Source organism: Tessaracoccus sp. ZS01 (genome assembly GCF_022342445.1).
Taxonomy (GTDB): Bacteria; Actinomycetota; Actinomycetes; order Propionibacteriales; family Propionibacteriaceae; genus Arachnia.
In genome coordinates this window covers 259,768-274,345 of sequence record NZ_PQFE01000001.1, presented here as the reverse complement: position 1 = coordinate 274,345, position 14,578 = coordinate 259,768, and the positions used below count along the sequence as shown (strand labels likewise).

The window sequence follows — 14,578 nt, the reverse complement described above, 5'->3', positions numbered from 1 at the left end:
CGTTTGGCCAGGGTGGGGACCTCGGGGGCGCGGAGCCTCAGCCCGCGTCCCCGACGATGACCTTCAGGCAGCCAGGGACGCAGGTGACGGTGGCGGGCACGTCACCCATCTCCTCGCCGTCGCCCATCAGGAACAGACCGTCACCGTCCACCTCGACGGTCTGCGCACGGAGGCGCTCCACCACCGGGTCCGTGACGAAACCACCCGTGTAGACCGAGGGCAGGAGGCGCAACAGCTTGCCGCGTGAGGCCTCATGGATGATCGTGACATCGAGCAGGCCGTCGGCGACGTCCGCGTCCGGCGCGATCTGCATGCCACCGCCGAACACCGCGGTGTTCGCGACCGCCACCATCATGGCCCGCAGTTCGCGGGGCTGGCCGTCGATGACCAGGCGGTACTCCAGGGGCGCGAAGGAGGCCAGCTCCCGCAGCGCGATCCAGCCGTAGCTCAGCGCCCCGAAGCGCAGCCGGATGTCGTTGGTGGCACGGTTGACCCGCGCGTCGTAGCCGCTGGAGACGACCGCGCCGACGAAACGCGCGCCGGAGTCGTTGGTGAGCTTGCTGAGGTCCATCACGCGGACGACGCCGGCTACCACGGCCTCCACGGACTGCCGGATGGATTTGGGAATGCCCGCGCCGCGGGCGAAATCGTTGCCGGTGCCGGCGGGGATGACCGCGAGCGTCGCATCGGTTTCGGCGCAGGCGTTGAGACCCAGATGGGCCATGCCGTCGCCACCCATGACCGCCACCACGTCGCCGGGACGGGCCTGCAGGGCGAGCGAACGCGTCAGGTCCCGGGCCTGCTCGTAGGACGTGGAGGTGACGATGTGCAGGTCTGCGCCGGTGAGGCCGTCGCGCAACTGGCGGGCGACGCCGGGAAGGGCACGGCCGGCACGACCGCCGCCGGAGGCTTCGTTGCACACGACGCTGACGAGGCGGCGTTTGGCAACCTCACCGGTCACTTGCCGTCTTCCAGGTCGATCGCGTATTCGGCGACCGTTTCCTCGGTGATGCCCTTGCGCTTGTCTGAAATCCGGCAGATCAGCTCCGCGATCAGGAACATGCCGGACACCGGCAGCGCCAGCGACAGCATCGAGAAGGGATCTGTGGTGGGCGTGGCCACGGCCGCGAGCACGACGCTGCCGAACATCACGAACTTGCGGGCTCTCTTGAGCTGGTAGCCCCGCACGACGTTGGCCATGTTCAGCGCCACGACGACCACGGGCAGCAGGAAGCTCAGGCCGAAGACCAGAATGATCTGGATCTCCATCTTGAGGAACTCCGCCATGTCCTGCATGTTGGTGATGCCCATGTCCTGTGGCGTGAAGCTCAACAGCACCTCAATGCCCTTGGGCCAGATGTAGTAACCGAGTGCGCACCCGCCGAGGAACAGCGGAGTGGCAGCGGCGATGAACCCGATCGCGTACTTCTTCTCCTTGGCCACCAGGCCGGGGGCTACGAAGGCCCACAGCTGGTAGACCCAGATGGGGGTGGACAGGATGATGCCGGCCACCACGCACAGCACCACGGCGAAGGTGAAGGAACTGGTCACGCCGTTGTTGACCACCATGAGGCTGGCTCCGGGCCGGGCCTCTTCGAGGGCGGTGCGGGCCCGGTTCCAGGGCGCCATGATCAGCAGTACCAGCTGCTTGTAGAAGATGATCGAGAAGGAACCGGCGAGGACGATCGCGATGGCGGCAATGGTGACCCGGTAGCGGAGTTCCCGCAGGTGGTCCCAGATCGACATCGTCCCGCCGGGGCCACCCTTCGGTGGCCGCAGCCAGGCGAACCGGCCCTCGGTGGCTGGCTCAGCAGTTGCGGCCGACATGATCAGCTTTCGCGCGGCTTCCGGTCGTGATCGATCTCAGGCTGGACGATCTCGGCGTCGACGACCTCGTCGTGACGCGTTGCACCACCCTCGCCCTCGACACCCTTGACCTCTTCCTTGAATTCGCGGATGGAGCGTCCCATGCCCTTACCGACACCGGCAAGACGCGAGCCGCCGAAAAGCAGCAGCGCGACAACGAGAATGATCACCCATTCCCAGCCGCCCATGAACAACAAAGTAGGCATTGGTCCCTTTCTTAGGCGACGGGAGCGTCGCCTGTTCTGCCCTCACAGTCTAGTCGCGCTGTGCAGGGGTTCTCTCAAGCTGACCGAGCAGCGTGCGCAGTTCGGCGCGCCGCTCGTTCAACACGGTGATCTCGGCCTTGACGTCTGCGGCCTTGTGGCCCAGCGACACGGCGTGGATGACCAGCGCCACCACACCTGCAAGGGCGAGCGCGCCGACAACAACAACCCAGATCACGGGCGAAATGCTACCGGACGACCTCGGGATATCCAGCAAGGGCCCTGCCTGCCTTCACCTTGGCCGCCTGGGCGACCCTGTCGTCGGACACGTCCAGCACCGCGCCGCCGAGGCGCAGGATGAGCGAAACGGCCCAGTCGTGCGAGGCGACGGGGAACGTGACGGCCACCCTGTCGCCCAGGTCCTCGACGCCCACGGTCGGGAAGTACTCCGCGATCCAGCGCGCCGAGGGCTGCACCGTCAGCGTGAGCCGGTCCGGCACGTCGTCGAACCAGCCGTCCGGGGGTGCCCCGTGGTCGCCGGCCACCTCGTCGAGCACCTCGACGGCGACGACCCGGTCCAGCCGGTAGCTGCGCCAGGCCTCGCGTGACCTGCTCCACGCGTCGAGATAGGTGTAGCCGTCCACCAGGTTCAGCCTGGCGGGCTCGACCACGGCGGTGGTGGTCCCCTGCCTGCCGGTGGTGCGGTACTCCAGTTGCACTGCGCGTCGCTGTTCGACGGCCCGGCTCAGCGCCGCGCGCCGCTGCGGATCGGTCGACTCCACCGCCACGCTGACGTAGGCGTCGGCCTCCCCCACGGCCGCTTCCAGCTTCTTCAGCGCGCTCGCTGCCGCGTCGGACCTGCCCGCGACGTCGACGACGAGCCGCAGTGCGGCCAGCAGGCCCGCGGCCTCCGCCGGGCGCAACCGCAGCGGCCGGGCCAGGACGTCGGCGTTGCGGAAGTCGATGTGTCCCTCCTCGCGCACCACGTCGATGTCGACGTCGAAGAGGTCGTCGAAGTACCCGCCCGGGAGGCCGCAGAACTGCAGCACCTCGAGGTCCCTGATCACCTGGCGTGGCGTCACGCCGAATTCCTCAGCCACCTTCGCCACCTCGATACCGGGGTGGGAGGACAGGTACGGCACCAACCGCAGGAGCCGCGCAAGCTGTTCCTCGGACCTCACGATGCCACCGCCCGCAGTCGCTCGATCACAGCGGCGCGGAGCTCCGGAGGGTCGAGGAGGATCATGTCTGGGCCCGCCGCGGCCACCTCGCCGACGATCGCGTCATCGGTGGAGAGGCTGACCCGGTAGGCGGTGTAGCCCTCGGGGACTCCCGCGTGGGCCACGGCCTCCGGGTGGGGGAAGTCGTGCGGGGCGCCTTCGCGCACTGCGACGACGGCGGTGCTGGCGCCGGGCGGCGCGAGCCGTTGGGCGCGCTCCCCCACGTCATCAGGGACGGTGTAGGCACCCGCCTTGCCGTGGGCCACGGCCTCGCCGGTGAAGCGCGACAATTTGAAGAAGCGGTCCGCCTGACGGTCCGGATCGAACCCGAACACGTACCAGTGGCCGCGGCGCTGCAGCATCTTCCAGGGCTGCAGCCGACGCTCCTCCCCGGCATAGCCGAACGTCACCTCGACGCGACGCAGGATGGCGTCGTAGAGCACGTCGAAGCTCGGCTCTGCCACGGCCAGGAGCGGGCGCATCCGGGGCACCAGGGTGGGGTCCGGTGCCGCGCCGCCGGCACGCAGCGCCTCGAAGGCCTGGGCCGTGTGGTCCGCCGCCACCGTGTCCTGCCAGACCTGACCGGCGAGGCCGAGCGCGGAGAGTTCCTCGGGCGTGAAATCCAGCGGCGGGAGTTCGAACTCTGACCGGTTGATCCGGTACCCCTCCTCGTCGTCGAAGAACGGATCGTTGGAGCCGGTTTCGATCAGCACCCCGATGTTGCGCAGTTCTTCCTTGTCACGCTCGAACTGGCGTTCGAAGGCGCTGTCGCTCGCGGAGAGCCGATAGCCCTCGACCGTCTCACGTAGTTCCTGTTTCGTCAGGAACCGACGGGTGCTGAGCAGCGCTATGAGCAGGTTGACAAGCCGCTCCGATTTCCTCGCTGACATGCGGCTCAGGGTACCGGGTGCGGAGGCGGCATCATGGACCCCATGCCACATATCGACCGATACGCGCCGAGCCCCACCTCGGACCTCCACCTGGGGAACCTGCGCACCGCCCTGGCCGGGTGGCTTCTCGCCCGTTCTGCGGGCGGCCGGTGGCTGATGCGCGTCGAGGACCTGGATGCCGAGCGGGTGCGGGCCGCCGACGCCGCGGAGGCGCGGAACCTGGCAGACCTGCTGGCCCTGGGGTTGGAGTGGGACGGCGAGGTGGTGCGCCAGTCTGAGCGGCTGGGCCTGTACCGCGACGCCGTGCGCAGCCTCCCCACCTACGAGTGTTTCTGCAGCCGCCTGGAGATCGCGGAGGCCGCCTCCGCACCACACGACGGGTACCGGGCCTACCCCGGCACCTGCCGGCGGTTGACGGCCTCGGAACGAGCCGAGCGCCGCGCCACCCGGAGGCCCGCCCTGCGGGTGGATTCCGGGGGCGCCACGTTCGCCGTCGAGGATGTGCACGCAGGGCGGGTGGAGGGCGTCGTCGACGACTTCGTGCTGGTGCGCGGTGACGGCGCCTTCGCCTACAACCTGGCGGTGGTGGTCGACGACATCGGGATGGGCGTCACCCACATCACCAGGGGCGACGACCTCCTCAGCTCGGCGCCGCGACAGGCGTGGCTCACCCGGCAACTCGGCGGCACCCCTGCCACGTACGCGCACATCGGGTTGGTGGTCAACGAGGAGGGGCAACGGCTCGCCAAACGCGACGGTGCGGTCACCCTCGCCGACCTCGCCCCGCTCCCACCTGCCGACGTCCTGGCGCAGCTCAGCAGTTCGCTCGGACTGGGCCCGTGCCGGACAACAGAAGAAGCGCTGGCCGCCATGCCGGGCGATCAGCGCTTCTTCTCGGGTGCCGTGTGGCGGTCCTCCGACCGGGCGTTGGTGCCCGGAGAGGTCCTTGCGGACTAGTTCTGCACGTCCAGGATGTCGATCACGTAGACCAGCGTCTGGCCGGCCTCGAGCGGCGGGGTGGCCTCCGGCAGACCGTCGGGGAACGCCAGCGCGGGCGGCACGACGAGCAGCACGCGGGAGCCGGCCGTCTTGCCGACCAGGCCCTGCTTCCAGCCCTCGATGAGGCTGGAGAGCTTGCCCGACTGCGGCGCCCAGGCGTCCTGCCAGATGGTGCCGTCGGCGTAGTTGAACGCGCGGTACTGGACCTGGACGGTCGACTCTGCGGTGATGGCGGCACCCGGGCCCGTGATCAGCGGCTGGGCGCGCAGCTCTGTGGGAGCCGCAACTCCGGCCGGGACGACGATCTCGGGCTTGCCGTCCTTCATCGTGACGGTGGGCATGCCCTCGGCCGGGGGAACCTCTTCGCCCACGGCCTCGGAGAAGTTCGACGAGATGATGTCGACGAGGAAGACCAACGACGTGCCTGCTTCGATGCCGGCGCCGGGGTTGCCCTCGCCGTAGCCGTCCTCGGGAACCATGCCGATCAGCACGCGGGAGCCGACCTTCTGGCCGGAGAGCCCCTTCTGGAACCCGGGCACGACCTGCTCGAGCGAGAAGGTGGCGGGCTCGCCGCGCTCATAGGAGCTGTCGAACACCTCACCGGTGGTGCCGTTGACGCCCATGTAGTTGATGGTGACCACTGAGGTGTCGGTGAGCGTCTGCGCGCTCTCACCCTCCTTCAGCACGTCCGCCTGGGTCTTCTCGATGCCCCACGGGGCGGGGATCTTGACCTCCGGCACATCGCCGTCGACGACCTCGACGGCGCTCAGGTCCGCGGAGGGGGTGATGGTGGGCTGGGGACTCTCTTCGGCGCTCGGTGAGGCCTCGACGCTCGGCGACGCCTCCGCACTCGGCTCAGCGGAGACCGACGCCGAGGGCGACACCTCCGGCTCGGTGGTGGGGTCGTCGGAGCCACAGGCGGACAGGGTGATCAGCGAGGCGATACCGACGGCGGCCAGCATGCGACGCAGCGTTTTGGCGGAGAAAGTCACGGGGGAATCGTAGCCGACCCCGACAAGACCGCTGCAACCACGGTGAAGCCTGGGCGTAGTCTTCTGCGCATGTGGGCGGCGCTGCAGGGATTCACGACGATCGGCATCGTCGTCGCCGTCGGATATCTGCTGGCCCGCACCCGGGTCACCGGCCGCTCGGCGCAGAAGGCGCTGGGTGACGTGGCGTTCTACGTGGGCCAGCCCGCCCTGGTGTTGGTGGCCGTGGCGGGGGCGGATCTCGACCTGCTGATCGGCCCCCACGTGCTGGCCTTCGGGCTGGCCTGTGTCCTCACCGGCCTGGCCTTCTCCATCACGATGGTGCGACGGTGGGGCGCCACCCGTGCGGAGGGTGCCGTCGCATATCTGGCCACGAGCTACGTCAACGCCGGCAACCTGGGCATCTCCATCGCCGCCTACGTGCTGGGCGACGCAGCGTGGGCCGCACCCGCGATGCTGCTCCAGGTGCTGATCCTGCAACCCACTGCGGTGGCGGTGCTCGAGTCGACGCCGGCGGGCCGTGGCCGTTCGGTGGTCCGCAGCTTCCTCACCCATCCCCTCGTACTGGGGGGAGTCATCGGCCTGGCGCTGAACCTCAGTGCGTGGCAACCACCCATCGTCCTCTGGGATCCCCTGGTGCTGATGGCTGAGCTGGGTATTCCCGCCATGCTGCTGGCCTTCGGCATGTCGTTCCACTCCACTCCCCTGCCCGCCCTGAACAGGCTGCCCCGGCTGACCGTGGCCGCCATCGCGACGAAGTCTTTCGTGGTGCCGGGAGTGGCACTCGGCCTGTCCCTGCTGTTCGGCCTCACCGGCACGCCGCTACGCGCCGCCGTCGTCCTGGCAGCGCTACCCACGGCCCAGGTCGTCTTCGTGCACGCCATGCGGTACCGCACCGCCCTCCCGCTGGTGCAGGCGACGACCCTGTGGACCACTCTGCTGAGCGTGCCGGTGATCGTGGCCGCCGGTGCCTTCCTCACCTGAACAGATACACTGGCGGAGCCCCATCCCCCTCGCAGCACCAGGAGAGCCGTGTTTGATCCCACCACCTGGGACGCCCCGTTCGCGGTCGTGGTGGTGGCGCTCTTCGGGATCGTGATGCTGCGGGCCAACGCCACCTACTGGTTGGGGCGCGGCATCGCCGCAGGGGCCCGGCGGACGCGGCTCGTCAAGCTGATGGAGTCGCGGCACTACGCCACGGGGGCCCGCTGGCTGAACCGGTGGGGCGCTCCCGCGGTGTCCATCTCGTTCCTCACCATCGGGATCCAGACCATGGTCAACCTGGCCGCGGGTGTCACGCGGATGCCGTTGCGTCGCTACCTGCCCGCCGTCACCCTCGGCTGCATCATGTGGGCCTTCCTGTACGGCACCATCGGCATGATCGGCTTCAAGGCGATCGGGATCCTCTGGACCCGTTCCCCCTGGCTCGTGCTGGCCGTGGCTCTCGTGGCCGCCGCGCTGGTCACCTGGATCGTGCGTCGACGCGACGTGGCCCCCGACGCTGCGACACACTAGGGGCCATGACCCAGCCGCGCCCCACCTCGATCGTCGATGCCGGCTTCTACGTCGACGGGCGGCGGATCGCGTCGCCCACCACGTTCGACCAGAGCTTCAACCTGCTCGACGAGCACGCCCACGGTTTCGTGTGGATCGGCCTGTACCGGCCCACCCACGCTGAGATGGCGCTGTTGGCCGAGGAGTTCAAGCTGAGCCCCCTGCTGGTCGAAGACACCATCACCGCACATCAGCGGCCCAAGTTCGAGCGATACGGCGACACACTGTTCCTCGTGCTCCACGCCGCGAGGTACGTGGACCGCACCGAGACGGTGGACTTCGGCGAGGTGCACGCCATCGCCGGCGACCGCTTCGTCATCACGGTGCGCCACTCGGAGACACCTGACCTCACAGTTGTCCGGCGCGACCTCGAATCGGCGCCGGAGACCCTGGGGATCGGGCCCAGCGTGGTGCTGGAGCAGCTCCTCGACAACATCGTCGACGATTACGGTCCGGTGGTGCTCGGCATCGAGAACGACATCGATGAGATCGAAACCCAGGTGTTCAGCGGGTCGGCCCGGGTGTCGCGGCGCATCTACCAGTTGTCACGCGAGGTGATGGACCTCCAGCGCGCGGTACGCCCCCTGAAACCCATCCTCGACTCCGTGCGCCGCGACAGGGTGTTCCTGATGGCCGGCGAGCACCGCCGGCAGGAACTGCGCGACATCGAGGATCACGCCATCCATATCACCGAGCACGTCGAGGTGCTCCGCGAGACGCTGAAGGGCACCCTGGACCTCAACATATCGCTGCAGACGCAGCGGCAGAACGAGGAGGCCAGGAACATGACCTCGGCCAGCCTGAAGCAGACAGAGGACTCACGACGCATCGCGGCATGGGCCGGTGTGCTGTTCGTGCCCAGCCTGGTGACGGGCACCTACGGGATGAACTTCCACACCATGCCCGAACTGGACTGGCCGTTCGGCTACCCGTTCGCCCTGCTCCTCATGGTGGGCACGGGCGTCGCGATGTACCTGGTCTTCAAGTCCAAGAAGTGGCTATAAGGCCTGGTTGAGCTTGCGCGCTGCGCCCTTGTCGGCCGACTGCGCGAGCATCCCGTAGATCTTCAAGGCCGTCGACACCGCACGCCGGCGCTGTTCCGCCGGCTGCCACCCCTTCGCGTCACGCGCGGCGCGCCGGGCGGCGAGGGTCTCGTCGTCGACCTCGAGGTGCAGCGAGCGGTCCGGGATGGAGATGGTGATCTTGTCGCCGTCCTCGATCAGCCCGATGGCGCCGCCGCTGGCGGCCTCCGGCGACACGTGCCCGATGGAGAGGCCCGAGGATCCGCCGGAGAAGCGGCCGTCGGTGATCAGCGCACACTCCTGGCCGAGGCCGAGCGCCTTGAGGTAGGACGTGGGGTACAGCATCTCCTGCATGCCGGGACCGCCCTTGGGTCCTTCGTAGCGGACGATGACGATGTCGCCGGGCTTGACCACCTTGCCGAGGATGGCCTCCACAGCCGCGTCCTGCGACTCCGTGACCACCGCGGTGCCGGTGAAGTGCCACTGCGATTCCGGCACGCCGGCGGTCTTGACGATGGCACCGTCGGGCGCGAGGTTGCCGGTGAGCACCGCCAGTCCGCCGTCGACCGTGTAGGGGTTGGCGGTGGAGCGGATGCACCCGTTGTCGGAATCGGTGTCCAGGCTCTCCCACCGGTTGGTGCTGGAGAACGCCTCGGTGGTGCGGACCCCGCCGGGAGCCGCGTGGAACAGCTCGATGGCCTCCGGCTTCGTCTTGCCGCTGCGGATGTCCCAGTCGTCGAGCCACTGCTGGAGCGTCGGGCTGTGCACGGAGGTGACCGCTTCGTTGAGCTTGCCGCCGCGGTGCAGTTCGCCCAGGATCGCCGGCACGCCGCCGGCGCGGTGCACGTCCTCCATGTAGTAGCGCTCGGAGTTGGGCGCCACCTTGGCCAGGCACGGGGTGACCCGCGAGATCGCGTCGATGTCGGCCATGGTGAAGTCGACGTCGCCCTCCTGGGCCGCGGCGAGCAGGTGCAGCACGGTGTTGGTGGAGCCGCCCATGGCGACGTCGAGCTTGATGGCGTTCTCGAACGCGGGCTTCTGGGCGATGGACCTGGGCAGCACCGAGTCGTCGTCGTCCCCGTAGTACCGCTGGCACAGGTCGACGATGAGGCGCCCGGCCTCCTGGAACAGGCCCTTGCGCGCCGCCGCGGTGGCCAGCGTGGAGCCGTTGCCCGGCAGCGCCAGGCCGATGGCCTCGAGCAGGCAGTTCATCGAGTTGGCCGTGAACATGCCGGAGCAGGAGCCACATGTGGGGCAGGCGTTCTCTTCGATCCGGCCCAGTTCGGCGTCGCTGACGTTGGGGTCCACCGCAGCGACCATGGCGTTGACCAGGTCCAGCGAGCTCTCGACGGTACCGCCGTCCTTGATGACGGCCTTGCCGGCTTCCATGGGGCCACCGGAGACGAACACTGTGGGGATGTTCAACCGCAGGGCGGCCAGGAACATGCCGGGCGTGATCTTGTCGCAGTTGGAGATGCACACCATGGCGTCGGCGCAGTGCGCATTGACCATGTACTCGACGGAGTCGGCGATCAGCTCGCGGCTCGGCAGCGAGTAGAGCATGCCGTCGTGGCCCATGGCGATGCCGTCGTCGACGGCGATGGTGTTGAACTCGCGGCCCACGCCGCCCGCTTCCGCGATGGACTCGGAGACGAGCTTGCCCATGTCCCGCAGGTGCACGTGGCCCGGCACGAACTGGGTGAACGAGTTGACCACCGCGATGATCGGCTTGCCCCAGTCGTTGTCCGTGACGCCGGTGGCACGCCAGAGCGCGCGGGCGCCTGCCATGTTGCGGCCGTGGGTGGTGGTGCGGGAGCGGAGCGCCGGCATGGTGTGGATACCTCCAAGGGATTTGTGCTCACAACACAATAGCGGCCCGCTCCGCTGGCTCAGCTTGCGGTACGTACCGTGAGCACTTGGATGGGGTCGTCGGGCGACACGCCGAGAAAACGGCTCGGAACCACGTGACCCCATCCACTTGCTCATGATCCACTCAGGCGAGGTCGATCCAGCGCGACTCCATCGGCTCGAGGTCCAACTGCAGCGCAGTGATGTCGCCGTCGGAGACAAGGCCACCCACGCGGCCGGACACCGCTGTCGACGTCGCGACGGTGAGGTTGTTCATGACGAAGGCCCTGCCGGCGTCGGGGAACACCGCAATCTCGACCCCGGGGTTCGACGGGATCCAGTGGGCGTCGAAGTCGTTCTCGCGGCCGGCGGCCCAGTAGATGGCGCGGTGCAGCAACCGGGCGTTGTCGTGGCTGTAGGGCAGCCCAGCGGCGTAGACGGCCCGGCCGTTGCCGGTCTCCTTGGCCGCCAGGTCGACGGACTTGTCGGTGAGGCGCAGGATCCGGGTGTCGTCGTTCAGGGCAAAGATGTCGCCGGCCCCTTCGCCCACGTCGACCTTGGTGGAGTCGTCGAGGTGGGCCGTGATGAAGTGCTGGGGCTTCTCCACCGGGTAGCGGTCCGTCGACTGGCTGAGCCCCAGTTCCTTGTCGACGCCGAAAACGTCGGACAGTTGGAAGAAGGCCCCGTTGGCCAGCACCGCGGTCGGTTCACCCACTCCGATGAGGCCGCCGCCCTGGTGGACGAACCGGCGCAGCGCCACGGCCAGCGATTCGTCGAGCCATTCGCTGCCGCCCGAGAACGCCGTCTCCGCGGCGCCGACGTTCAGCACCACGTCGAGGTCGGCCAGCTTGCCGTCGCGGGCCTCATCGAAGCTGACGAACTTCAGGTCGAACGGGAGCCCGGCGAGGGCCTCCATGACGCCGAGGTAGGAGTAGATCTGCTTGTACCAGAGCGCGTGCGCCACCATGTGCGTCTGCCAGGTGCGCAGGCTCCCCCAGGCGTTGAGCACGCCGATGCGGATGGGCGCGTTCTCAGGACGCTTGCCCTGGCCCTCGTCGTGGATGGAGCGGAACTCGTCGCAGATCTGTTCGACCCGCGCCATGAAGTCGGGGAACTGCACAGCCAGCGACAGGTAGCCGCCGTACCCGATGCGGTCGAGCGGCGTGCGGGCGATGGCGCGGCGGGCCAGGAGCCAACTCTCGTTCGCCTCGCCGAGGGGGTCGCCGCCGGGGCGGAACACGTCGGGGAAGAAGTATGGGAGGAACCGGCCCTCGGTGAACTTCACGCCGGGGATGTCCGAGATCATGCGGCACGTGACAGAGGATCCGACGGAGCCCACGACACCGTCGATCCCGGTGCCGGCGAACAGTTCACCGTAGGGCTCGGTGCCCATCCAGTTGTCGCCGAGGAACATGAGGGCTTCCTTGCCGTACTCGTGCACGATGTCGACGAGTTCCTTGACGCGGGAGCAGACGAAGCGGGTGGTGAACTCGATCCAATCGCGGAACACCTTCGACGGCACCCGGAAGGATGAGTTGTAGTAGCCCTGATCCACGAAGTCCTCGGCGCGCAACCGGTAGCCGTACTCCTCCTCGAAGGCCTCCATGGCGAGCGGGTTGACGGAGGTGGAGTAGCCGAACCAGTCGACGTACTTCTCCTTGCCGAGGTCGTTGAAGACGAGCGTGAAGTGATAGAAGAACGTGGTGAAACGCACCACGTCGACCTCCGTGCGCTCTTCACACCACTTGCGCAGGGACGACTTCATGAACTCCCACGCGACGGGGTGCCGGGCGTCGTAGCCGACCTCCCGCACGCGTGACTCGTCGTCCCACCAGTTGTTGGTGATGTAGTTGTACATCTGCGTGGAGTCCCAGACCTGCCAGGCCAGGAAGTTCACCGTGTACACGTGGAAGGGCACAGGCTCAGCGACGGTGACGGACACGTCGGCGCCTGAGCCCTCGACCGTCCAGCCCTCCACCGGCACGACCTCGCCGGTGGTGCGGTCGATGACCTCCCACCAGCGCTGCACGTCGCCCTGGTCCGGCTCGACCTGGAGCTCGTAGTAGCCCTTCATGATCTCGATGGACAGCGGGCCCTCGGCGGGAGCGGCCACGCGCTCACTCATCAGATAGAAGCGTGGGCGGGCGTCGAGGTTGGCTTCGGCAAACGCCTGCTGACCGCGCGCCGGGAAATACGTCTCGTAGACCTTCACCCCCAACTGGGGTGTGATTTCAGGCAGCCAGGTCCCGTCCGAGTTGCGCACGGCGTCGGCGCCGAGCCGTGCCAGGATGCCGGGCAACTGGTCGTCCATGCCCTGTTCGATCGGGAGGGTCACTCGGCCCTTTGCGTTCATGCAGAGTCCTTCGCAGGTGTGTTGGTAAAGCGGTGTAGGTCAGAGACGAGTCTGGCACCCACGTGAGCGGTTCCGCACGTTGCGTGCAGACGCGCCGTCCACTCTGCGCGATTGCTCACTCCCCGACGGCGACGGGCCTCTCGGTGCCGCTGTACTGCGACCATGAACCCGGGTAGAGGCGGCCCCGTCCGAGTCCCGCGTACTCCATCGCAATGAGGTTGTGACAGGCGGTGATGCCGGACCCGCAATAGGAGATGGTCTTCGCCGCATCGTCGATCCCGCGGAAGCGTTCGCGCAACTCCACCGGGCTCAGGAAGTGGCCATCCTCCGTGAGGTTGTCCGTGAGCGGAAAGCTACGCGCACCGGGAATGTGTCCGGCCTTCGCGTCGATCGGCTCGGTCTCGCCACGGAAACGCTCAGCGCCACGGGCATCGATGACGATGCACCCGCGCGCGGCCTCCTCGATGGTGGCCAGCGCCTCGTCCGGCCACGGCGTGACGGTGAAGGTGGCAGGAGCCGGGTCAGGGACCACCGTGGTGAGTTCCCCGTCATAGGCGGTCATTCCGCCGTCGAGCAGGGCTGCGTCGCGGCCCAGCATGCGCAGGAGCCACACAAGGCGTCCGGCCATCGAGCCCCCCGCGTCGTCATAGGCCACGACGGTGGAGTCGTCGCCGATCCCGACGGCGGCGAGCCCGTCGGCGAAGCGCTGCGGGGTGGGCAGCGGATGGCGACCAAACTCAGCCGTGGGGGGATCCGCCAGCACCTCGTCCATCGGGACATGGACGGCGCCGGGAAGATGCCCGTGCTCATAGGCCCGGGCGCCGGAGCGACCGTCGAGGTAGTGCCGCACATCCGCGAGCACCACGTGGGGATGGGCCTGGAGCCAGGCCAGGTCGACTACTGGAGGAATCACCCGTCCAGCGTAACGTGGCTGAAGTCTGGCAACATTCCGTTCTCCAGCCCCCACCGCACCGCCTGGGAACGCCGTTCGACGCCGATCTTGCGATAGGCGGAGCGGATGTAGGACTTCACCGAGTTGATGCTCAGGTAGCTGCGGCTCGCGATGTCCTGGTTGGTCAGGCCGCGGGTGATGAGCGCCAGGACCTCCGATTCCCGCGCCGTGAGGCCGAAGTGGGCCCCCGGCCAGGCAAGGTCCTCAGGCGAGGTGAGGGTGTGCCCGTCGTGGTCCGCGGCCGGCTCTGAGATCACCACTTCACCTCGAGCGATGGCCTCGAGCGACTCCACCAGCTGGGCGGCGGACATCGACTTGTCGAGGTACCCCCGGCACCCTCTGGCGACGGCCTGCGCCGCGAGGTCGGGGTGCATGGTCCAGGTGTAGATCACCAACGCCCCCGTCCCCCGCGTGCCGATCAGGGCCTGAATGTCGGGGTCATCTTCGTGGTTCTGGCTGAACGTGTCGTAGAGGGTGACATCCACCGGTTCCTCCACGTGTGCACGGGGACCCATGTCGACGATCTCGACCCGATCCTCGTAGGGCGCGAGCATGCTACGGAGGCCATGCACGACCACTTCATAGTCGTTGAGGATTGCGATACGCAGTCGCTTGTCAGTCACGAGGGTCAATATACGCAGCAAACTGTGCAAAAGGCGGTGAAGGCGGAGAAACTCGCCCT

Annotated in this window: 15 protein-coding genes; 4 read left to right on the top strand and 11 right to left on the bottom strand. The window is 68.0% G+C overall.

Annotated features, from left to right (window positions below; all coding sequences use genetic code 11):
• Positions 1-37: 37 nt before the first annotated feature.
• The 6 genes from C3E87_RS01330 to C3E87_RS01305 all read right to left on the bottom strand — a co-directional run bounded on the left by C3E87_RS01330 (position 38) and on the right by C3E87_RS01305 (position 4,179).
• Positions 38-961, bottom strand: coding sequence for a diacylglycerol kinase family protein (locus tag C3E87_RS01330; RefSeq protein ID WP_076058443.1), 924 nt, complete (start codon positions 959-961; stop codon positions 38-40).
• On the bottom strand, positions 958-1,827 hold the full coding sequence (gene tatC / locus C3E87_RS01325; RefSeq protein WP_076058442.1) for a twin-arginine translocase subunit TatC: 870 nt from the start codon (positions 1,825-1,827) through the stop codon (positions 958-960). Before tatC ends, C3E87_RS01330 begins: the two co-directional genes overlap by 4 nt.
• 2 nt (positions 1,828-1,829) lie before the next feature.
• A complete protein-coding gene (locus tag C3E87_RS01320) occupies positions 1,830-2,054 on the bottom strand; it encodes a twin-arginine translocase TatA/TatE family subunit (RefSeq protein ID WP_255362881.1) in 225 nt (74 codons plus the stop codon).
• Positions 2,055-2,121: 67 nt separating this feature from the next.
• Positions 2,122-2,307, bottom strand: coding sequence for a hypothetical protein (locus tag C3E87_RS01315; RefSeq protein WP_076058440.1), 186 nt, complete (start codon positions 2,305-2,307; stop codon positions 2,122-2,124).
• Positions 2,308-2,317: 10 nt separating this feature from the next.
• Complete coding sequence (locus tag C3E87_RS14780) at positions 2,318-3,250, bottom strand: YafY family protein (RefSeq protein ID WP_076058439.1); 933 nt, start codon at positions 3,248-3,250, stop codon at positions 2,318-2,320.
• Positions 3,247-4,179 carry a YafY family protein gene (locus tag C3E87_RS01305; RefSeq protein WP_076058438.1) on the bottom strand — a complete coding sequence of 311 codons (933 nt, stop codon included), beginning with the start codon at positions 4,177-4,179 and terminating at the stop codon, positions 3,247-3,249. Before C3E87_RS01305 ends, C3E87_RS14780 begins: the two co-directional genes overlap by 4 nt.
• 42 nt (positions 4,180-4,221) lie before the next feature.
• Between C3E87_RS01305 and gluQRS the strand changes: the two genes are divergently transcribed.
• Complete coding sequence (gene gluQRS / locus C3E87_RS01300) at positions 4,222-5,136, top strand: tRNA glutamyl-Q(34) synthetase GluQRS (RefSeq protein WP_083665372.1); 915 nt, start codon at positions 4,222-4,224, stop codon at positions 5,134-5,136.
• On the opposite strand, the gene C3E87_RS01295 is transcribed toward gluQRS, so the two are convergent.
• Positions 5,133-6,170: an FKBP-type peptidyl-prolyl cis-trans isomerase gene (locus tag C3E87_RS01295; protein WP_143570837.1), complete on the bottom strand. Its 1,038-nt coding sequence runs from the start codon at positions 6,168-6,170 to the stop codon at positions 5,133-5,135. The genes gluQRS and C3E87_RS01295 overlap by 4 nt on opposite strands.
• A gap of 69 nt (positions 6,171-6,239) precedes the next feature.
• On the opposite strand from C3E87_RS01295, the gene C3E87_RS01290 reads away from it, so the two are divergent.
• Genes C3E87_RS01290 through C3E87_RS01280 form a run of 3 tightly spaced genes read left to right on the top strand, consistent with a single transcriptional unit; the run spans position 6,240 to position 8,725 of the window.
• The gene (locus C3E87_RS01290) at positions 6,240-7,151 is read left to right on the top strand and encodes an AEC family transporter (protein WP_076058435.1); all 912 of its coding nucleotides are present in this window, start codon (positions 6,240-6,242) and stop codon (positions 7,149-7,151) included.
• Positions 7,152-7,199: 48 nt separating this feature from the next.
• Positions 7,200-7,682: a DedA family protein gene (locus C3E87_RS01285; RefSeq protein ID WP_233120658.1), complete on the top strand. Its 483-nt coding sequence runs from the start codon at positions 7,200-7,202 to the stop codon at positions 7,680-7,682.
• Positions 7,683-7,687: 5 nt separating this feature from the next.
• Positions 7,688-8,725, top strand: coding sequence for a magnesium and cobalt transport protein CorA (locus C3E87_RS01280; RefSeq protein ID WP_076058434.1), 1,038 nt, complete (start codon positions 7,688-7,690; stop codon positions 8,723-8,725).
• Here the strand turns inward: C3E87_RS01280 and ilvD are convergent.
• The 4 genes from ilvD to C3E87_RS01260 form a co-directional block, all read right to left on the bottom strand.
• Complete coding sequence (ilvD, locus tag C3E87_RS01275; protein WP_076058433.1) at positions 8,720-10,573, bottom strand: dihydroxy-acid dehydratase; 1,854 nt, start codon at positions 10,571-10,573, stop codon at positions 8,720-8,722. The two genes, C3E87_RS01280 and ilvD, sit on opposite strands and share 6 nt — an antisense overlap.
• A gap of 163 nt (positions 10,574-10,736) precedes the next feature.
• The gene (gene gnpA, locus C3E87_RS01270) at positions 10,737-12,944 is read right to left on the bottom strand and encodes a 1,3-beta-galactosyl-N-acetylhexosamine phosphorylase (RefSeq protein ID WP_076058432.1); all 2,208 of its coding nucleotides are present in this window, start codon (positions 12,942-12,944) and stop codon (positions 10,737-10,739) included.
• A 115-nt stretch (positions 12,945-13,059) separates the two neighbouring features.
• The gene (locus C3E87_RS01265) at positions 13,060-13,857 is read right to left on the bottom strand and encodes a sulfurtransferase (protein ID WP_076058431.1); all 798 of its coding nucleotides are present in this window, start codon (positions 13,855-13,857) and stop codon (positions 13,060-13,062) included.
• Positions 13,854-14,519 carry a response regulator transcription factor gene (locus C3E87_RS01260; RefSeq protein ID WP_076058430.1) on the bottom strand — a complete coding sequence of 222 codons (666 nt, stop codon included), beginning with the start codon at positions 14,517-14,519 and terminating at the stop codon, positions 13,854-13,856. The genes C3E87_RS01265 and C3E87_RS01260 overlap by 4 nt, the downstream gene beginning before the upstream one ends.
• Between the last annotated feature and the right edge of the window lie 59 nt (positions 14,520-14,578).